Below are 19,070 nucleotides of genomic sequence, written 5' to 3'. Positions count from 1 at the left end.
GTGCGTTACGCCTGGGTCGCTTGTGTCCTTGCGACGTAGACGGTGTTGGTCGCGGTCCGTTTTTGGAAGGGGTTATGGAATTCGACGATGTGCGCTTGTGACTCGTAGAACACCTGGGCGAGTACGGCGTTGAAGCGCTCGTCCGGCGGGTCGTTGGACCATAGGGCGAACACACCGCCGGGGTGGAGGCGGCCGGTGAACTCGCGCAGGCCAGCGGGCTTGTAGAAGGGCGCGTGAGCCGGGTCGAGCACATGGCGCGGCGAGTGATCGATGTCAACGACGATGGCGTGGAAGCGCCGTCCCGGAATGCCCGGATCGAAGCCCTGGGGATCGGTGGCAAGGGAGAAGAAATCTGCCGGGAGGAGGCGGCAACGAGGATCAGACGTCAGGTCTGCGCCCAGGGGCACCAGATGCCGTTGGTGCCATTCGATCACTTCGTCGAGTGCTTCCACGACGGTGAGCGAGCGCACACGCGGGTCTTCCAGCACGGCGTGGGCGGTGTACCCGAGGCCGAGCCCGCCCACGACCACGTCGAGGTCGGTGTCCGGCAGCGGCTCCAGGCCGAGTCGGGCCAGCGCGATCTCTCCCGCCGTGAACTGACTGGACATGAGGAAGTCATCGTCGAGCTTGACCTCGTAGACCTCGGTGCCCGAAGCCGGGTCTCGCCGACGCCGCAGGCTGATGGCCCCCTTGGCCGTCTGACGCCAGTCGATCTCCTCGAAACGCGCGCTCACACACCCCTCCGTTCCCCTCTGCCGCACCGGCGAATTCCATGGACGTCGGAGTCGCCGCGCAGTCACGACCCCGGAACGACCCTGGTCAGGTCCGGGAGCCGCTGACGCTACCCTCTCGCGGAGTCAGGGACGGCACCGCAGGCCAAGCCGACGGCTGATGTCGCCACAAACCGGTGGTTCAGCCAATCCCTGGCGGTCGTCGCCGTCGTCGTGGGGGCGCCGGCAGCACGCGGGAGGCCGGCCGTTCCTGCTCAGGTCTTCGGAGATTGCGACGCGCTTGTCAGGGGTGCCCAGTTCAGGAGGGCGAAGCCCAACGCCAGCCCCAGCATGGTGTACACGCCCCGCGGCCAGAAGATGTGGCTGTCGATGAAGGACCAGCCAGAGATCAGGAGCACGGCTGTGCCGGGAAGAACCCGGAAGCCTGGTTTTGTTCACGTCCTCCGGCAACGTTTCTCGATGAGTTCCGGCGACACCTGCGGCCGCCGCCGTTCCGTGTCGGTGAGATTGAGGAACACTGAGGGCGTTGCGGTCGAGCGCGGCAACGCGACCCCGCGGACCGTCGGCGTTGTCCTCGCTGCACGGCGACGGCATGGACGGGGTCGAGGAGCCCAGGAACAGTGGTCTCGCTCAGATTAATCTTGTTCGGGCCGCGAGGAGGGAACGCGACGGTCGCGGGCAGGCTGCCTGCCCAGACTCGCAGTCAGGCGGTCTCACCCGGCTGTCCGACCAGCCGCTCCAGCCCACCCGTGATGCGCTGCCCCCTACTCGTCATCGCCGAGTGAGTCGATCCCGGCCCGCGTTAGCGGCTGGAGGGCCCTGCGGCGGTTGGGCGCGTGATCTCGGCGATGAGTTCCAGTTGGTCGAGCTGGGCGTCGAGTGACGGTGCCGCGAGGCGGCAGACCAGGTGTTCGGCGCCTGCTGCCGCGTAGCGGGCCAGCGTGGCGGCCACGTGGTCTGCCGGGCCTGCGACCATGGCCTGGATGGTTCTCGCCGTTTGGTAGGGCAGGCCGTAGGTCGTTCGGCAGTAGGTGTCGAGCCGCTGTTCCGCGCCTTCCACATCGTCGGTGATCAGCACGGTGATGAACATCGCCGGGGCGATGGCGTCCACAGGCCGCCCGGCCGCCGCCGCGGCGCGGCGCACCGCCGTGAGGCCCGTCCGGTAGTCGGCGGGATCGGGCGGGTAGGGCAGCCAACCGTCGTACAGCAGCCCGGCGCGCTCCAGCGCCGCCGGGCTCGCGGCGCCCAGCCAGACCGGCGGCCCGCCGGGCCGGTAGGAGGGCGTGGACGCGGGCAGGTCGTCGAAGCGAAGCAGCTTGCCGTGGAAGGACCGCTCCCCCGACCACAGCGCCCGCCACAGGGCCACCGTGTCGTCCAGCCGTCTGAAGCGACGCTCCCACGGCACCTGCGACACCGCGTATTCGATCTGCGACCGGCCGGGAAAGCCCGCCCCCACTGTGATCACCAGCCGCCCGGCCGACAGGTGGTCGATGGAGGCGAGCTCCTGCGCCGCCATGACCGGACGGCGAAGGGCCGGCAACAGCGTCGCCGTGCCGAGCGTGACGCGCTCGGTCGCCGGCGCGAGGGCGGCGAGCATGGCCAGCGGTTCGATGCGGGGGCCCAGGAGGGTGTCATTGGCCCACACCGAGTCGTAACCGAGCCGTTCGGCGCGGACGGCGAAATCGACCAGCTGCCGGGCGTCGTCCCCATGGCTCTGGCCCAAGGGGAGCAGTACTCCCAGTCGCGTGTTCATGGGGTCGATCATGTCCCTCGCCGGGACTGGCAACAATTCCCTCGAAGGAATGAACGGGGTCTGGCACAAACGGGTGAACTTCCCCGATGCCCTGCGCTCGGTCCGCCAGCGCCACCGCCTCAGCCGGCTCGCCCTCGCACAGCGCGCCGGGACGACGCAACGCCACATCAGTTTCATGGAGAGCGGCCGCTCCCGGCCCGGCCGCTCCCGGCCCGGCCGGTCCATGGTGGTGCGGCTGGGCGAATCGATGAAGCTGACGTTGAGAGAACGCAACGAGCTCCTGCGCTGTGCGGGTTACGCCCCCGTTTACCCGCAGACCCCGCTGGAGGACCCCGGCTTGGAGCACGCACGCACCGCACTGCGGCTTGTCCTGGCCGGGCGCCAGCCCTACCCCGCGATCGTCGTGGACTCCAGGCACGAGTTGGTGCTCGCCAACGACGCCTTCAGTTTGCTCACCGAAGGTGCCGCGGAGCACTTGCTGCACCCGCCGGTCAACGTGCTGGTTCTAGGAACGAGTTGCACCCCGAGGGCCTGGCATCGCGCATCGTCAGCCCGGCGCAGTAGGCGCAGCACATCCTCGACCGCATCCTGCCCGACGGCCTGTACGAGGAGCTGGCCGACTATGTACCCCCGCGGCGGGGCCCGACCACGTGGGCTTCGGTCCCCCTGCGGCTGCGCTCGGCGCGCGGTGAGCTGCGGCTGACCACCACGATCACGACGTTCGCGACCGCACTGGACGTGACCGTCGCAGAGCTGCAGTTGGAGGCGCTCCTGCCCGCCGACGCGGCCACGGCGACGCTCCTGGCCAAGTGAACCGCGCGCCGTTGCGGGGGCGGTCCGCGACCAGGTGATGAGAACGCGCTGTTCGCGATGGTGGAGCAGATGCGGCAGATCACCGAGGACACCGCCGGGAAGACCGGGTCCGCGCGCCGGGACCGCCGAGCTTTGGAGCGCCGGGTGGCGACCCCGGCCCGGGATGCCGCGCCCACGCTGCCTCCCGGCCGGAGGTTCGGTCTCACCCGGTCGCCTACCACGGCACGCTCGTTGGCTCAGCTCGCCACGGTCGGCTGAGTCGGGAGGGCGGGACGCCGCCCCGTACCGTTCCTAAATCTCATCGACAACCTCGCAGCGCCGCAGCCGCCAGCGTCGCTCCAACCGGTGGACAAGCGTTCCGGCTTTTCGCGGACACAATCAGAAGCCGGTACGTCGGCCGTGTCATAGAGCGGGCCGGCGACCGCGTCGAGTCCGGTGTGGAAGGCGGCGTAGGTGAAGGCAGCTATCCAGGCCACCACGGTGGCCAGTCCCGGCAGATCACGGTGGGGCCGGTGCCACAGGACGATCAGCAGCCCGAGCGGCAGCAACGGAAAGACCGGTAGCAGCACGATGTGCAGGTTCGCCCAGTCGGTGGCGGTTGCCCTGGACAGCCCTCCAGGGTGCACCATGCCTGCCGCGGCCAGCACGAGGGGCGTTGCAGTTACCAGAGCCGTGCTTCGGATGGTCGACACGCGCTGATCGTAGGACCGCCAGGTCTCCCCGTCCGATCGCGTAAGAGGTTCGTAATTCGGCGCACTCTTCTGCCGCCGAGCGCGCGGTCAACGTACAGGGGCGCACGTCGCCAGAGGGCATTGGGTGGACTTTGTCAGGTGCGAAGAAGGCCTGCGATGCCGACGAGGCATCCGAGTGCCGCGACGGAGACCCCGAGCCAGCGCGTGATCGTATTGGTCGTCGAGGACAGCCGGACGTCCTGGGCAACACAGACGTGCTGTGGATCGTCCGGGTCGTAGAGCACGTTGACTCGGGAGCCGACCTGACGGTGGACGTTTGCTTCGCACGCGACCTGGTGCGTTGTCTGCTGCCCGCTCGACGTTGTGAATCGCACGGTCGGCAGATAGATCGTCTCGGGTACCGGGTACCCGTCCCGGTCCCGCTGGCGTACGGCGAACCCCTCGCTCACAACTTCCGCCGACGCCTGTCGCGCGTGGCGGCGGAAGTCGCCGGCACTGTGGTGGGCGGCGTACCAGCCCCAGCCGAACAGGGCAAGACCGGTGACGAGGAGCGTCCCAGCCAGGCCCAGCGCGGCTTCGCGCTCCCAGTCATCCCACCATCGCGCCCAACCCTCGATCATGCTCGGCCACGTCCTCTCCGTCACATCCACGGCCGATGATGCACCTCGGCAGGTTGGCGACCCGGCTCCGCGGACATTGTGGTCGAGTGCCTTGCGGACGCGTCCATGACCGGACATGATGCCCCGTCGCGACGCCGGCGGACCACGCGCTACCGCCCTGACACCCGATCGGGTGATGCCGATGACGACCGGCTCGTGAAGGCACTCTTCTGCCGCCAGCCGGGCGGCTAGCCGCCGTCCCGAATCTCGTCCATGACGTGCCGAGCGCGGTCCTCGATATATGAGCCCGTCACGGTGGCGAATCTAGAAGCAGCCACTTCGGACGACGTCTGGGCACGGGCCCGGACGAGCCGCGGCCCCACTCTCCACGCGATCAAGTGTGCTCTCACCCTCGCCGTCGGCAACCAACCCAATTCGAGCCGAGACGCCCCGACTGCACATGTAGCGCGTCAGGTGCGTCCGCAGCACGGCCGGGACAACGGCTGGGCCGACGACTGCGAGTTCCGGCAACCAGCATGGAGGCCCCGGGTCTCCGGTGGCTGCTTCGGCCTGTTCGCCGGGGAAAGGTCCGGCGTCGGAAATGTCAGAGCCGTCGTCGATGGTGGGGAGGTCGTCGGTGAGGGGGATCTTCCGTGCCCATCCATCTTGCGAGCCGCCGTCGTACCGTGGCGTCGCTGGCCGCCGAGTTCCCCGGCGCGCAGATCATCGACACGACGTCCAAGGCGATGAAGCCCTGGGTGCGGCTCAGCCCCTTCTACCCGCACGGCGGTATCCCGGTCCCCTTCTGCGATGACGTGACTGCCCAGTCGGTCGAGGGGATCTGGCAGGCGCTGAAGGTCTTCGACAACGCCGACGTCGACCCCGCCAAGCTCCAGGTCACCACCATGCGGGGCTTGAAGCGCACCGTCCCCCGGTACGGACCCGTACGAGGTCATCGCACCGGACTCGACGGCGCTCGCCTGCTCGACTACGCGACGGCCCGCCGCCTGATCTATCTACCGTCCTACCGATGGGTCCTGGACAACCGCGTCACGGACCTGCTCGAGCGGCTTGGGCAGCTCACCGATCGGGCAGAGGTCGTGCTGCTGGACTACACGACCAACGGCGACATCACCGACCTCACCAAACCGCTGTCCCACGCAGCACTCATCCGGCAATACATCAAAGCCTCCCAGAATGACCGGCGCAGTGAGTCTTCACCTGCCGGGTGAATGGCCGACGTCTTCGAGAGCGGTCATCATCCCTCTACGGCTGCGCCGGCCGTATCGGCTGGGTTGCCCACCGGAGGTGGGCCACTGGTCAGCCCGCGAAAAGTTCAAGTAGTTCGACCTGGTGAGGGCTGACCCGGAGCAGAGGATTGCAGTCGTGGGGGTAGATCTCGGCTTCGTCCCACTGCCGCCGGAGCACGCTAGAGGCGACGCCAGTCTTGACTCCACGGGCGTCCTGCTCGTCGCGAAGGCGCTCGGCGTCGAACAGGTACACCGCCCGAACGCACCAGGGTCGGGTGCCGGCTCGTGAGGAGCCTGCCGCTGATCGTGGACCGGTAAGCACCAGGTAGTAGTCGAGCGCTGCGGACGAGTTGCTGTCCAGAACGCCTTCCTGTTTGAGGTACCACTTGACGTTGACCGTCCGGTCCTGAAGCGGGCCGGCGCGAAAGCGGCCATCGAAGGCGGTGTTAGTGGCCGATCCCTCCAGCTCGATATCGAAAATCTGCGACGCGATCCACTCACCGAGATGACCAGCTGTCATCGGCCGCTGGATGATCGCGGAAATCTCTCCATCGATGGCATTGCGGCCGGCCAGAAGCTCCGCAATCCGTTCAAGCTTGTCGTCTCTCATAACACTACCTTCCCATTGCGACGACAAAGCTGACGACCGAGGGAGAACATGCTCTTCTGCCGCAGATCGTGCACGACTGGCCGCGTCGGCCCTTCTTCCATCGACGGCTTGCCAGCAGTGCGATCCCGAGGGTGTCCGGTCTCGGTCGCGGCCATTTTCGGCCACATATCGTTAGCGATTACTCACGCTCTGTAGGTGACGATGTGTACGGCCCTTGCCGCGACATTCGTGGTGTCTGAGGGGGCGATAGGGCAGCTCGATCGCCGATGCTCGCTGAGGGAGAGGTATCAGCCGTGGGGTCACAGGACGGGTGGCGGTGGTGCAGTCGTTGCCAGGTGCTGGTGTACGGGGGCTTCGGGGACGGGGTCTGCTACGACGGCGAGCCGCATTTCCTGAATGACAGCGGCCCCTACAGTGTCCCGGTCGATGACAGTCCTCCCGACGCCCAGCAGGGCTGGCGATGGTGTGGCCGCTGCCAGGCGCTCGTCTACAGCGGCAACGGGAACGGCGTCTGCCATGATGGTGAGGCACACGACTTCACAGGCAGCGTCCCGTACTTCGTCCACTTCGGAGAAACGCCGGAAGGCGCGCAGGATGGCTGGCGGTGGTGCAGCCGTTGCCAAGTGCTCATGTACACCGGGTTCGGGGACGGCTTGTGCTGGGACGGTAAGCGGCACTACCCCGACGACAGCCTCGCCTACAGCGTGACGTTCGAAGAACACAGCCACCGCCCGCCCCCGCCACCGTCCCTGCCGCCTCCAGTTGAGCCGCCCAGAATCGATGTCACCGAGGCCGGCGAAGTGATCAGTGTCTTCGGGGAAGGGTTCACCCCGGGAGGCGGGGTCCGACTGTCGTTCGTGCGGGGCCCCGACGTCAAGAAGGTCGAACTGACGGCGACCGGTGAGGGCCGGATCACGCACGTCGAGACCACGTTAGATGCCGAACACGTGGGTGGCGCCGTGATCGGAAGCGACATCACGACGCAGCACTTCGGTATCGGCCGGACGCTGAGGTCTTTTCCTGCAATCTCCCGGCCGACCAGCCTGCCGAATCCCGACCTTGAGCCTCTCTGATCGCCCACAAGATGAGGAAGACCCGAATATGGCCTTGCACAGCTACGGCGTCGCATCGTTCCTCTTCCGGTCTCCAGCCGAGGGCACGACGGGTGACCTACCCTGGAACCGGGAGTTTCTCCGCGAGATCTTCATCGACAACGAGCACAGCGTGCGCAACTACTGGCGGCGCGCGTCGCTCGGGCTCATCGACCTGGAGTTCGAGTTCATCAACTCCATCGCTTGGATCCTCGAGCTCACCCAGAACGACGCGATGGCCGACCGTGACAACACGGTGGCCGCAGCACGCCGGTTCTTCGCCGACAACGACATCGTGGTGCAGGGCTACGACCACCTCCTGATCGTTGTGCCGCCCGCCCCCCTCGACTGGGGAGCGACCCCGGGTGACGTCGTACTCGAGCAGATCGACATTCCTCTCGCGACCATGCAACACGAGGTCGGTCACACCTTGGGATTCATGCACGCGTTCGGCCCGTTCATTCCCGGCCCCTTCGGCAGCCTCTACAACGACCCCTACTGCGTCATGGGGTACTCCGGGACACACGAGCACGCCGTCACCGCGCCGGCACACCTCATGACCCGGCCCAAGAGCGGCAACGCGTTCTGGCGGAGTAACCGCCGACTGTCCGCCGCCGCGCTGTGGCGCAACCTGGCAGAGGTCAAACTCTCGCGGGAACGCGTTACCTACGTTGAGAAGCCAGGGCCGACCGCCGTACGGATCTTCGGTCTCTGCTCAGTCGGGGACACACACGCCACCATCCTCGCGGTAGTGCCGAGGCGAGGACATCCAGAGCAGTTCCTCACCGTCGAGTATCGCCCCGCAGTCGGCGACGACGCTGGCGTAACACCGGCAGTCGTTGTCCATTCGATAGGCATCAACGACGTCGGTGCAGGTCGTAGTGAAGTCGACCCGCCATGGTTCGAAGGGGCCATCCCGGTCAATGTCGGCGAGGTTATGAACATCCACGATTACCGCATCACCATCACCGATGTCTCCGCCACCGCTCCCGAGTCCGTCGAGGTGGAAATCCGATCGCTGGACTTCCGGCTGCCCGGCTGAGCATCGAACGGATCACAACCCAGAACAAGTGAAGCGGACGCTCACAACACACAACGAGCAGCCAACTGAACGGCCCAGGGCTGCCCGAGAGAATAACCGCTTCCGTCGCAACCGCATCGCTGGCTTCGCAGCCGAACTCCTCGAACTCCGATCATCCGAGCTTGCAGCCACGCCGGAGACCGTTCTCGTCATCAACAACCTTGAAAGAATGGGCGAGATCGACACAAGCAACCCGACGGTCTGGCAGCGTGGCTCGTGGTGGCGGTGTCTTCGAGCACAGGCGAGCTGCGACCGCGCTGTGATCCAGCCCCGCCGAAACACCCTCATCCGCCGCGATCCGCGCGGCTCTGCCGGTGATCGGACGTTTATACCGGGGCTTTGTGACCTCTGGATCCGAGTTCATAAGTTTGCTGGGGACTGTTTCATCCACCGCGCCACGGTGGACGACGTGGAGCTCACACGCCTGGCTGGTCGCCACGGCCGAGCAGATGGAGGACCGACATTGCCCGCTTCACCCGCAGGGCGCGACAGCCTCAGCCGCACTCATGGTCCTTGTGCGGAATGCCACGACTGCAAACAGACCAGCTGCTCCGTCTGACGGTGCTGGAGATCTCCAACTAGGTCGCCGCCTGAACATTCCGGGCGGTAGCGTGCTCTTATGGGGAGCCCCGCGCCTGCGCAGCAAGCGAGGCTCGCGCATTTCGGACCACTGGCACGCGGGGTGCAGAGCAGGCACACAGGCGGATGGTTCTTCAGCGGACGGCACCAAGCCCTGACCGAAATTGTCGCGTGGATCCGGGACGGGAAAGGGATTTTGATGGTGACGGGCTGGCCTGGGTCCGGCAAGTCCGCGGTACTCGCCCGCGTGGTCACCTTCGCTGACGCGGCCTACCTTGCCACGGTCCCGCAGGAGGTCAGGGACGCGGCTCCCCCCGAGACGGTCCCTTCCGGGGGATCGGTCCACGCGGCCGTCCTGGCGTCGGGCAAAACCACGGCGGCAGTGGCGGCCGAGCTGGCCGCCATCCTCGGAGCGGCCGTCGGCGAAACCGGTCTGGACGCTGTCGTCGACGTGATCCTCCGGCGCGCCGAACCCACGGTCATTGTCATCGATGCTCTCGACGAAGCCGTTGATCCCGAGCATCTCATCGGTGAACTCGTCAACAAGCTCCCCGAGGAGGTCCGGCCGCATCGGATCCGCCTCATCGTCGGTGTCCGTCACACCTACAGCGCTCGGGTCCGTGCGAAGGAGACCATCGACCTCGACCGCGGCAGGTTTTTCCGACAAGAGGACGTCACGGACTATGTGAACAGCTTTTTGCTCGGTCACGACGACAGCCCTTACCGCGGCAGTCCGGCCGAGGCAGCGCCGCTCGCCGCGGCCGTCGCGCGGAGCGCCGGCCCGTCATTCCTCATCGCGCATCTTCTCGCAATCGACCTGATAGACGGCGGTGCGCCGGGCAACGGCGGGACTTTCCCCAGCACCGTCGGGGACGCGCTCGAACGGCTTCTACGGCGCATCGCCGACGCCCTGGCGGCCGAGCACGGAGACCCTCCCAGCCAATGGAGGGGCTGGCTCCGGGGGCTTCTCACCGCCCTGGCCGTCGCTGAAGGCGGCCAGCTCAGGGACGACCTGTGGGTCCGCTTCGCGACCCGTCTCGGAGCACAGGTCTACGCCCTCCAGGATCTGAACCTGCTCCGCAAGACCCGTGCCGGGGATCTCCTCCAGGCACGGGGCGCGGAGACCGGCCTGTTCCACCGCGCTCTCGCCGGCCATCTGCGTGGCGAGGCCCCCGTGGACGTCAACACGATTATCACCGATCTGCTTCTGGAGGAGGTTCCGCTCGACCCGGGCGGCGCGGCGCAGTGGGGCTCAGCCGACCCGTACGTCCGGGACACGATCGCCTCCTACGCCGCTCTCGGCGGCCGCCTCGACGACCTGGTCGGCGACCTGCGATTCCTAACGCACGTCGCCCCGGCCCGCCTCCTGCCGATGCTGCCCGCCTTGACCACCGACGAGGGCCGGGCGATCGCCGAGGTCTACCAACTCGCCGCCCACCGCCTCTCGGATGCCGCTCCCGCCGACGCGGCCACCGCTCTTAGCCTGACCGCGAAACTGGGGAAGCATGAGAAGCTGGCCGCGGCGTTCGCGGCGGTGGCCGGGCGGCGGATCGAACCGCTCTGGGCGGCTTGGCAGGCGATCTCCCCGCACCTGCGGCTCCCCGGCCACACCTCTGCCGTCACCGCCGTTGCGGTCGCCCGGATCGGCGGCAAGAGTGTCGTGATCGCGGGAGGAGCTGATGGGAAGGTGCTGACCTGGGACGTCGAGACCGGTCAGGCGAGTTTTCCGGTCGGCCCGTCCGGCGGTCCCGTTGCTGCGCTCGGCGTGCGCGGCGGTGAGATCGCCATCGGTACTCAGGGAGACGACATCGTCCACGTCACCGAGCTGGACACCGGTCGGACGCTGGAGCCTGCCATCCCTGCTCTGGCTGCCATCGGCACCCGCGACGGCGGCTGGGCGGCGGTCTCGGGTGGTGAGGAGGCGAGGCTCTGGTACCTCGCAGACCCGGACGGCAGCCCGGACGGCAGCCCGGACGGCAACCGGGACGAGCCCCTGGGAATCGGCAGGGCGCTCGCCTTGTCGATCGACGAGCTGCCCTACGGGACCGTCGTTTCGGCTGCGGAAGGCAAGACGATCAAGCTGCTTCGCGTCGACGACGGATTTCGATACGACCGCCTCCGTGATGTGCCAGAGGGGGACATCACCGCGATCTCAGCGGTGATGGAGGGCGACGAGCTCATTGTGCTCACCGGACACGAGAACCGCGCGGTGCGGTTCTGGACTCGGCGATTGCGTAGTCTCGGCCCGCCGTTGGCCGGGCACACCGGAAGGGTGCTGTCCATAGCAGGCGGGACGCGCGCCGGTGGAACCTCGTTCATCGTGACGGGCGGTGAGGACGGGACCGTCCGCTTGTGGGACATTCACCGCGACCCGCTGGCCGACGCCGGGCAGCCTCAGGCCGTCATCGACCATGACGCGGTTGCCATCGGCGTCGTCGCGGGCATCCCGCTGGCCGTGACGATGGACGGGGCGAAGACCCTCCGCCGTCGCAGCCTGTCGGACGGTCTCCAACTCGGCCCGGATATCGCCTCGCCGCAACGGGGTAGATTGGCCGTCGGCCGCTACAGAGACGTCGACGTCGTGGCGGTGACGACGTTGAACGAGGTCGCGCTGCACCCGTTCGCCGGCTCTCCGATAGCGCCCCTGCGGCAGTCTGTACTGGCGGTCGGTGCGCTCGACGGGACGCTCGTCGCGGCGAAGGCGACCGGACCCGGCGGCAGGTTCAAGCTCGTCGACCTGGCTTCCGGCGACGACCTGAGCGGCGCGTTCGAGCCGGGCCGCCTCCCCACCGCGATCGCCGTGGCCCGGCTCGGCGGATCCGATCTGATCGCCTACGCAGTCCCGGACGGCCGCATCTTCGTGCATGAGATCGGTAACGGCGCTCCGTTCGGCCGGACGACCCTGCCCGGCGGACTCATCCAGGCGCCGGGGGAGGTGGCTGCGCTCTCGCTCGGTCTCCTCGATGACGAGCCCGCTATCGCCTACGCGGGCCCGAACCTGCCGGTGAGCGTCGTCTCTATCGGCACAGATGAGGAGTTTTCGTTCGATCTGGGCAGCCCGGTAACGGACCTGGCCTTCGGCCCGCGCGGCGAACTGGTGATCACGTCGAGTTCCGGAGTCGCATGCGTGAAACTGAACCCGGCCCCAGCCGGAGATAAGGGAACCTGATGGCATCAGCAGATGAGGAGATCGGCCGGTTCTTCCTGCGTGACGGGAGCTGGGCGACCGTAGAGGTGACCTACCCACCTGGATTCAGGGTGGCCGACCGCTCGGGTGTGCTCGAGGCCGAGACCTCTTTCGAGAGTGCGCTGCGAGGGGTCGTCATCGCGGCGTCCGCCGCCGTCAACGAAATCAAGAACCTCGGGCCGGACGAGGTCGAGATGGAATTCGGCGTCCGGCTGAACCTGAAGGCCGGGGCGGTGATCACCCAGGACGGCAGCGGCCACTTCAACTTCCGGCTGAAGTGGGCGAGAGACTCGAATCCCCCGCTCATCACAGAGGGCTCCTACCCCGAGTACCACGAGCCCTGAGGGCTGTCACCGTTTGACGCGATTGCGAAGAGACAGGAGAGCAAGAGCCAGGAAAAGCGGGCCGAGCACGCGAACTCCGGCCTCGATCCACTTGCCGGTATTGGTGAGTTTCTGCGCCGTCGACCGGAAGACGACCGCGTTGATGGTCGCCTCGGCGGCGTCGGCCGTCCGCTTACCTGTCCAGCGCCTGCTCATCGGTGCCTTTAGCTCGGGATCGAGCGGCACGAGCCGACCGGTGACGACACCGCCGCCGACGGGCGCGATCAGCCCGACCGACTGGCCTTCCTCACTGTCCGGGACACCGAAGGCGACCTGTGAGGCGATCCCGAGCAGCAGCACGACGAGCAGGCAGGAGAACGCCCGGCTGGCGCGCAGTCCATAGCCGGCTGTGAGCCAGTACAGCCACAGGAGTATCCGCTCGCCACCGCGCCGAGTCGCGCGGCGCCGCGAATCCATCTCGCCGAAGTAGAAGTCCGCCGCGCCCGGCTCGTGCTTGGCGTCCTCCTGGGCCTTGCGCAGCGCCCGGTAGAGGTGGGTGGCCTGCGCGGCGGACGCCGTGGAGAGGCTCCCGTCCCAGCCGTCGCGCTTGCTTCGGGGTCCGGTGGAGGCACGCCAGCCGTGTTCGTCGGCGATGCAGTCGCGGCTCGTCCAGCGCCACAGCGGGGGGAACGCCCAGGTCCGGCGGACCCCGCCCGGTGGTCGGGAGAATTGGCAGGTTCCCTCGAACCGGACAAAGTCCAGGTGGAGCGCGCCGTCGAACGGGCACTCGGAAAGGTCGAGGTCCGCCAGAATTAAATTCGAGGCATCGACGCCGCGCAGCCCGGACAACTTCGCGTTTCCCGTTCCGGCGATCGTGAGCGGCCGTTCCAGCCGTGCCCCATTAAGCGAGATCCGCCCGCCCTCCGGCCGCAGCACGCTCTCTGCCTGGAAACGCGTGCCGTCCGTCGTCACATCGTCCAGGAGCCCGCTGATCCGGACGGGCCCGGCGAACGAAGATCCGTCCAGCCTGACCCCTCCGGTGACCTTGAGGCCGGTGGTAACGACCGGGTCGGTGAACTCGGCGCCGGATAGATCGAGGAAGGCCGGCGCCTCGGACGCGCCGACCGTACACCGGTCCAGTGTCAACGGCGCTCCGAATCTGGCTCCTGCCAGGGAGAGCCCGCGGGGCAGGTCCGTTTCGGCGAAGACCAGCGCGACACTAACCGCGGCATCGGAGAACCCCGCATCCCCAGAGAAACGTGCCTGGTCGAATCGGACCTCCCGGGCCGCCGTCGTCTCCAGATGCGGCAGCAACTCCCGGGCCAGCCAGCCTTCGACCTCGTTGCCGCGAACGTCCAGGACGTCCGATGCGCCCAGGCTACCGAGATAGGCGGAACGCGCCACGGCTGTCGAATGCCGCAAGCACACCCCGGTGACCGGAAGCGGAGAGCCGACGCAGCCAGGCTCGCCGCACGGATTCCAGGCACGCGCCGTCACGATGATGCTAGGGGCTCGATGAATGACACCACTCACCCATCCTTTCGGGTGGCGACCAATTCGCGCGACGGCTCAGCGGACTCATCTTCGTCCTCTGTTGCCGCGCGGCAGCCGCCAGACGGCCATGCCGAGCAGGGATATGGTTCTTGAGTAGTTCGCAGGGGCCGGTCTTGTGTTTGGGGGCGAGCGCTTCGATGCGGAGTTCGGGCGGGGCGTTGTTCAGCTGGCGCAGCAGCCACTGGACGCGGGTCAGGGGGCGGGCGCGGGCTGCGGCGGGGACCTCGACGGTGTTTCGATCTGCCCGGTGCGCAGGTCGGCTTCGAGCAGGACCGGGCCGCCGGCGTTGGGGATTCGGATCTCGGCGCTCATGCGACCGGACTCCACCAGGGAGGTGACGGTCTGCAGGCGGCGGACCGAGGCGTCCCCGTCCCGTCGTTTGCGGAGGACGGGGGCGATGGCCAGGCCCGTCTCGCCGCTGAGGCGCAGGCACAGTTGCCGGATCAGCTTCTCCCAGTTCTCGGCCACCTGCATCGCGCGCCGATCACCGAGGCGCAGCGTGCCCGCGGTGACGGCGTTGCGCACCGGGACCCAGGCGGCGCCCATGTCCCGGAAGCCCTGGCAGCCGGCGTTGTCCTGGCGCAGGTAGTGCAGCAGCTCGCTCAGCAGCCAGGCATGCACAGGGGTGGCCACGCCGTCGTGGCGGCAGAGCATCTCGGCCTCGTGAGCGACCTTGGCCCAGGACGGGTGCCGCAGGGCGACTTTGCGCAACAGCCGCTTGTCGACCTTCAAGGGATGTTCGTTGTCCAGGGCCAGGTCGTTGGACAAGGTGATCACGGTTTCGTAGCCGTGTCGGGCCGCCACCCCCAGATAGGCCTCGACCTGGTCGGCCTTGAGGGGGTTGCCGCCGGTCTTGGTCTCGATGAGCGCGGTCCAGATCCGGCCGGCCCTGGCCACGCGCAGCACACCGTCCGGGCGGACCTCGTCCTCGCCGTGTTTCAAGGTGGCTTCGGCGAAGCTCTGAATGGTGCCGGCAGGGGCGTTGAAACGGGCCGTCAGGCGGCGGCCGAGCTCAGGTACCTGCGCCATCACCGCCAGCAGCGTGGGGGTCGCGCGCACTTCGCGTTGCTGGTCGTTGCGCAGGCCCGTGACCGGGAACAGCCGCGCATGCTGCCAGGACGGGTGCTCGGCCAGATTGACCGTGGCTGCCTTGGGCACGGTTGTCTTCTTCTTGGCCGTCCGGACCCGTCTGGGGCGGTCACCGCTGGCGGGCGTCGAATCATCGGGCGGGCTCGCGGCGGCAGGCCCTTGAGCCTCCGGCCGGTCATGCTCGGGTTCGGCGGCCTGCTGCGAGCGGGTCCGGACTCGTAGCCCTGACCGACCGCTCGGAATTTCCAGCCGTCGCCTCTGCGGTACAGCTCTCCGAAGATGAACGCGGTCTCGGTGTGGGCGTCGGTGATGTCGAGGGTCAGCGGGACCTCACCGGCGCTGTCGGAGGCGGTCAGCCGCAGATCGTCCAGTCCACCGAACGTCGCGCCCGCGTAACGGCTGGCGGCGATGACAACGCGCTGCACCTCGGGCCGCACCGCGCCCAGGTCGACCAGGATTCGGTCCTCGCTGCCGGTGGCGGTGGGCGCCTTGCCCAACAGGCGCACCGATTCGTCGGCGGTGGCGGGGATGCTCCTATGGATGTCAAGCGGCGAGTTCAAGATCGCTTGATGTGACGATCTGGTAGAGCGCGCGGGCGATGTCCATGACGGCCTGGACGGCCTGGACGGCCTGGACGGCCTTGGTCAGTGGCTCCGCCGGTGGGGTGCGCCAGGGCGATGCGACTTGCCGCCGGCCGATGAGCCCGTACCCTGTCTAGGCGAGTATTACGAAAACCAGAGCCTAGAAAGGGCAAAGCCCATGTGCAACCCGAACCAGATGCGCAAGTTCTCCGACTCGGACTTCGACAAGGTGACGCGCGAAGGCGGCAAGCTGACGATCAGCCTGCCCGATGCCGAGGCCGACGAGTTCGGCCTTCGGGAGGCTGCTCACTACCTCGGTGATGCGTGCGAGTTGATGTCCGGCCAGGTCAACCTTCCCGACGGGCAGATCATCGCCGCGAAGAAGGACTTCGACATCACCGTCGTGATGCGCGTGACCCCCAATTCCATGATCACCTCGAACGACTGCGTCGGCTCTTCCCGGTCGGACGTCGCGCGGGTGATGAGCGAAGGCGGCATGCTGACGTTCCACCTGACCAAGGGCTTCATGAACGGTTTCAGCGCGGCCGCCTACGACCTCGGCGAGATGTTCGCCGACCGTGGCCACGTCTTCGAAGGGGCCATCCACATGCTGAGGGAGAACTTCGACTTCACCGTCGAGGTGCGCCTGAGCGCCAAGACCAAGTAGCGCGTCCTCAGGGACGCGCCCAGCACTCGCCGGCCCCCTCCCGCTCACGCGGAAGGGGGGCCGACATCTGCTCCGGCACCGAGTTCAGTCGGCGCACCGCCCACCATGCGTCCGGGTTGGATATCACCAGATCGTCACCGGCGAAGCGCGGAAATGACTCGGCCCCCCGGAGCAGTGAACGCCGGTCCCATTCTCCGCCATTTGCCACGGCCTTCTCCTTTCCTGATCACCTTCCAGGCAGGCGAGGTGAGGCATCTTCCTCCGGCCCGACCCGCGACCTGCTGGATCGTCACCCGGGTGTCGCACGCCCCGCACACCGTGACGTGGCGGCTCGTCCGGTTCTGAGAGTCGGCCTGATCAGAAGGTGAGCGGTTCCCAGGTCAGCCGTTCGGTCCAGTCCGGCTCGTTCGCGGCGACGGCTTCGAAGGCCGCGATCACTGCCTCCAGGTCGGTGGTCACGTGGCGGCGGTGCCGCTCCGGGGAGCCGTCCCGGTGTTCCAGGGAGTACATGCCTTCTTCGAGGCCCGCGTTCGGGCCGAGACCGACCTGGACGTACACCTGTTCCGCGACGTCGAGGATGGCGAACCAATTGCGTTGTGAAAGCGTGCGGAGCGCCTCTCTCAAAGCGGCGCTGGCGGGCTTGTGGAGCGCGGAGCTGTCGCACATGCTCAACGTCCGGCCCGGCAGTGACAGAAGGACCGGCGGGTTGCGGACGATCTCCTCCTGGGGGGATGCTCCTATTGATGTCAAGCGGCGAGATCGAGTGCGGTTGTGGTGTTGATGCTCTGGTAGATCTCGCGGGCGATGTAGCGCTTGAGGCAGCGGATGATCTCTCTCATGAAGCGGCCGTCTTTGGTGCGTCGTTCCACGTAGGCGCGTGTTGGGGTCCCAGCGCATGCGGGTGAGCACGATGCGGTGCAGGGCGGCGTTGGCTTGTCTGTCGCCTCCTCGGTTGAGGCGGTGGCGGTTGGTCCTGCCGGAGGAGGCGGGCAGTGGCGCCGCTCCGCAGAGCATCGCGAACGCGGCTTCTGAGTGCAGCCGGTGGTGGTTCTCTCCGGCGGTGACCAGGAGCTGGCCGGCGGTGTCAGTGCCGATGCCGTGGACGGCGATCAGGCCCGGGTTGATGTCGGCGACGAGGGGTTTCAGGAGTTCGTCCAGCTCGGTGATCTCGATGGTGAGCTGTTGGGGCCGGCGGGCCAGTGATCGTGGGGCGATCTTGGTGGCGGTGGCGGGATCGCTCGCCTGGGTCCGGTCGGGCCGCGGGGCTGCGCAGGTGGCGATGAGAGCACGGGTGGTCAGGCTGCGCAGCTGGGCGCGCAGGTTGTCGGGCGCGGTGACGATCAGGGCCTTGATCTGCCGTTGGGCGTCGGCGCGGTGCTGGATGGCGCTGCGGCGGGCGATGCGCAGGTTCCGCAAGGCTTCGACACGGCCGTCACGTTGTTTGGGGGTGCCGGTCCGTGCCCCGGCATGCGCGGCCTTGGCGGCTTCGACCGCCTCAATCGGGTCGGACTTGCCCTGGAAGCGTCGGGTCTTGCGGTTGGGCCGGTCGACCTCGATCAGCTTTACCGGCGCGTCCTGCAGATGGCGGGCCAGCCCGGCACCGTAGGCGCCGGTTCCCTCGATCCCGATCAGGAGCAGCGTTCCAAAGGAACGCATCCAGGCCAGCAATGCGATGTATCCGGCGGTGGTGGCGGGGAACTGCGCAGTGCCCAGCACTCGCCCTACCAGGTCGATCACCGCGGCGGTGTGGGTGTCCTGGTGGGTATCGACGCGACCGGCAACCTCGATGGCCGTGGTGTCCTGGGGTGTAATGGGGGCCATCGCCGTCCTGTTCTCTGTCGACTTGGGGGCAGGGCGGCACGCACCAGCCGGGCGACGGTGGACAAAACAGTGATGGGGCCTCTGGCCAGGCTCCTATGAGGTCACAACGCCAGCGGACCGAGCGGGCGTCGAAGTTGGCGATGAAGAGCCCATCGCTGGTGAGCCATGACGCGATGCGGCTCAGGACGCCGAGTTTGTCGCCCACGTAGTGCAGCCCATGGACGCAAGTGATCAGGTCGAAGCGGCCGTCAGGGACCCACTCGGCCACCGAGCCGCTGGTCAGGCGCAGAAACGGAGGAAAGCGGCCTGAGACGAAGTGGTCCACGAGGTCCAGCCCGATGATCAGGCCTGTGCGGTCGCGCCGCGATCGGCCAGGAGCCTGGCCGCCTCGGCCGGTGCCGCCCGCTCCCGCAGCACACGTCCAGCCACCGGACAGGCGTTGACGCCCTGGCGCGGGCGCACATCTCGGCCATGACGTCAATGCCGAGTTCCCGACCGTAACCGTTGGAGCGCTGAGGGACCGTTCGCGATTCATCATGCAGTTCGCCACGACCGTCGATCTGGCCAGTGCATCATCATCGAGCAGCCGCGTCACACCGGCATTGTGGCGCATCAGCGCACGAAGAGCGGCATGGCCACCCGTTCGTGG

15 protein-coding genes and 3 pseudogenes are annotated in these 19,070 nt (G+C 67.6%); 7 read left to right on the top strand and 11 right to left on the bottom strand.

The genetic code is table 11. The features are described 5' to 3' along the window. Nucleotides 1-5: 5 nt before the first annotated feature. Together ACQPZP_RS25490 and ACQPZP_RS25485 are read right to left on the bottom strand one after the other, a co-directional pair. On the bottom strand, nt 6-734 hold the full coding sequence (locus ACQPZP_RS25490; RefSeq protein ID WP_433472235.1) for a spermidine synthase: 729 nt from the start codon (nt 732-734) through the stop codon (nt 6-8). A 799-nt stretch (nt 735-1,533) separates the two neighbouring features. Further along, nucleotides 1,534-2,484, bottom strand: a complete 951-nt coding sequence (locus ACQPZP_RS25485) for an LLM class flavin-dependent oxidoreductase (RefSeq protein ID WP_433472234.1) — start codon at nt 2,482-2,484, stop codon at nt 1,534-1,536. Here ACQPZP_RS25485 and ACQPZP_RS25480 point away from each other — a divergent pair. Then, nucleotides 2,483-3,187 (top strand): helix-turn-helix domain-containing protein, encoded by a 705-nt coding sequence (locus ACQPZP_RS25480; protein ID WP_433472233.1) that lies wholly within the window; start codon nt 2,483-2,485, stop codon nt 3,185-3,187. The two genes, ACQPZP_RS25485 and ACQPZP_RS25480, sit on opposite strands and share 2 nt — an antisense overlap. Nucleotides 3,188-3,533: 346 nt before the next feature. On the opposite strand, the gene ACQPZP_RS25475 is transcribed toward ACQPZP_RS25480, so the two are convergent. Both ACQPZP_RS25475 and ACQPZP_RS25470 read right to left on the bottom strand, forming a co-directional pair. Further along, nucleotides 3,534-3,989 carry a hypothetical protein gene (locus tag ACQPZP_RS25475; RefSeq protein ID WP_433472232.1) on the bottom strand — a complete coding sequence of 152 codons (456 nt, stop codon included), beginning with the start codon at nt 3,987-3,989 and terminating at the stop codon, nt 3,534-3,536. A gap of 134 nt (nt 3,990-4,123) precedes the next feature. Beyond that, nucleotides 4,124-4,609: a DUF3592 domain-containing protein gene (locus ACQPZP_RS25470; protein WP_433472231.1), complete on the bottom strand. Its 486-nt coding sequence runs from the start codon at nt 4,607-4,609 to the stop codon at nt 4,124-4,126. A gap of 632 nt (nt 4,610-5,241) precedes the next feature. Between ACQPZP_RS25470 and ACQPZP_RS25465 the strand changes: the two genes are divergently transcribed. After that, entirely contained in the window at nt 5,242-5,820 is a 579-nt protein-coding gene (locus ACQPZP_RS25465; RefSeq protein WP_433472230.1) for a DUF6939 family protein, read from the top strand. 88 nt (nt 5,821-5,908) lie between these two features. On the opposite strand, the gene ACQPZP_RS25460 is transcribed toward ACQPZP_RS25465, so the two are convergent. Continuing rightward, the gene (locus tag ACQPZP_RS25460) at nt 5,909-6,448 is read right to left on the bottom strand and encodes a hypothetical protein (protein ID WP_433472229.1); all 540 of its coding nucleotides are present in this window, start codon (nt 6,446-6,448) and stop codon (nt 5,909-5,911) included. Between the two features lie 335 nt (nt 6,449-6,783). Between ACQPZP_RS25460 and ACQPZP_RS25455 the strand changes: the two genes are divergently transcribed. The 4 genes from ACQPZP_RS25455 to ACQPZP_RS25440 all read left to right on the top strand — a co-directional run bounded on the left by ACQPZP_RS25455 (nt 6,784) and on the right by ACQPZP_RS25440 (nt 12,730). Continuing rightward, nucleotides 6,784-7,521, top strand: a complete 738-nt coding sequence (locus ACQPZP_RS25455; protein ID WP_433472228.1) for a hypothetical protein — start codon at nt 6,784-6,786, stop codon at nt 7,519-7,521. Nucleotides 7,522-7,549: 28 nt separating this feature from the next. After that, on the top strand, nt 7,550-8,581 hold the full coding sequence (locus ACQPZP_RS25450; RefSeq protein WP_433472227.1) for a hypothetical protein: 1,032 nt from the start codon (nt 7,550-7,552) through the stop codon (nt 8,579-8,581). Nucleotides 8,582-9,239: 658 nt separating this feature from the next. Then, a complete protein-coding gene (locus tag ACQPZP_RS25445; protein WP_433472226.1) occupies nt 9,240-12,368 on the top strand; it encodes an AAA family ATPase in 3,129 nt (1,042 codons plus the stop codon). Then, nucleotides 12,368-12,730: a CU044_2847 family protein gene (locus ACQPZP_RS25440; protein WP_433472225.1), complete on the top strand. Its 363-nt coding sequence runs from the start codon at nt 12,368-12,370 to the stop codon at nt 12,728-12,730. Before ACQPZP_RS25445 ends, ACQPZP_RS25440 begins: the two co-directional genes overlap by 1 nt. A 6-nt stretch (nt 12,731-12,736) precedes the next feature. On the opposite strand, the gene ACQPZP_RS25435 is transcribed toward ACQPZP_RS25440, so the two are convergent. The 3 genes and pseudogenes from ACQPZP_RS25435 to ACQPZP_RS25425 all read right to left on the bottom strand — a co-directional run. After that, on the bottom strand, nt 12,737-14,113 hold the full coding sequence (locus tag ACQPZP_RS25435) for a pentapeptide repeat-containing protein (RefSeq protein ID WP_433472224.1): 1,377 nt from the start codon (nt 14,111-14,113) through the stop codon (nt 12,737-12,739). A 342-nt stretch (nt 14,114-14,455) separates the two neighbouring features. Further along, entirely contained in the window at nt 14,456-15,421 is a 966-nt protein-coding gene (locus ACQPZP_RS25430; protein ID WP_433472223.1) for a hypothetical protein, read from the bottom strand. A 152-nt stretch (nt 15,422-15,573) separates the two neighbouring features. After that, nucleotides 15,574-15,912 (bottom strand): annotated as a pseudogene (locus ACQPZP_RS25425) (TerD family protein); the annotation flags it as partial. 124 nt (nt 15,913-16,036) lie between these two features. Between ACQPZP_RS25425 and ACQPZP_RS25420 the strand changes: the two are divergent. Next, nucleotides 16,037-16,600: a hypothetical protein gene (locus ACQPZP_RS25420; protein WP_433472222.1), complete on the top strand. Its 564-nt coding sequence runs from the start codon at nt 16,037-16,039 to the stop codon at nt 16,598-16,600. A 357-nt stretch (nt 16,601-16,957) separates the two neighbouring features. On the opposite strand, the gene ACQPZP_RS25415 is transcribed toward ACQPZP_RS25420, so the two are convergent. The 3 genes and pseudogenes from ACQPZP_RS25415 to ACQPZP_RS25405 all read right to left on the bottom strand — a co-directional run. Next, complete coding sequence (locus tag ACQPZP_RS25415; RefSeq protein ID WP_433472221.1) at nt 16,958-17,266, bottom strand: hypothetical protein; 309 nt, start codon at nt 17,264-17,266, stop codon at nt 16,958-16,960. Between the two features lie 80 nt (nt 17,267-17,346). Beyond that, a pseudogene (locus ACQPZP_RS25410) lies at nt 17,347-18,421 on the bottom strand (IS110 family transposase). A 151-nt stretch (nt 18,422-18,572) separates the two neighbouring features. Further along, nucleotides 18,573-18,956: pseudogene (locus tag ACQPZP_RS25405) on the bottom strand (hypothetical protein); the annotation flags it as partial. Nucleotides 18,957-19,070 lie beyond the last annotated feature (114 nt).

The organism is Spirillospora sp. CA-142024, from assembly GCF_050942325.1.
GTDB lineage: Bacteria > Actinomycetota > Actinomycetes > Streptosporangiales > Streptosporangiaceae > Spirillospora.
The sequence above is the reverse complement of the archived record's forward strand: the minus strand, read 5'-3'. Positions and strand labels throughout refer to the sequence as shown.

Coding starts and splice junctions, on each gene's coding strand:
- ACQPZP_RS25470 (WP_433472231.1), bottom strand. CDS start 4,609: ATGATCGAGGGTTGGGCGCGATGGTGGGATGACTGGGAGCGCGAAGCC.
- ACQPZP_RS25460 (WP_433472229.1), bottom strand. CDS start 6,448: ATGAGAGACGACAAGCTTGAACGGATTGCGGAGCTTCTGGCCGGCCGC.
- ACQPZP_RS25415 (WP_433472221.1), bottom strand. CDS start 17,266: ATGTGCGACAGCTCCGCGCTCCACAAGCCCGCCAGCGCCGCTTTGAGA.
- ACQPZP_RS25440 (WP_433472225.1), top strand. CDS start 12,368: ATGGCATCAGCAGATGAGGAGATCGGCCGGTTCTTCCTGCGTGACGGG.
- ACQPZP_RS25445 (WP_433472226.1), top strand. CDS start 9,240: ATGGGGAGCCCCGCGCCTGCGCAGCAAGCGAGGCTCGCGCATTTCGGA.
- ACQPZP_RS25450 (WP_433472227.1), top strand. CDS start 7,550: ATGGCCTTGCACAGCTACGGCGTCGCATCGTTCCTCTTCCGGTCTCCA.
- ACQPZP_RS25485 (WP_433472234.1), bottom strand. CDS start 2,484: ATGAACACGCGACTGGGAGTACTGCTCCCCTTGGGCCAGAGCCATGGG.
- ACQPZP_RS25480 (WP_433472233.1), top strand. CDS start 2,483: ATGGGGTCGATCATGTCCCTCGCCGGGACTGGCAACAATTCCCTCGAA.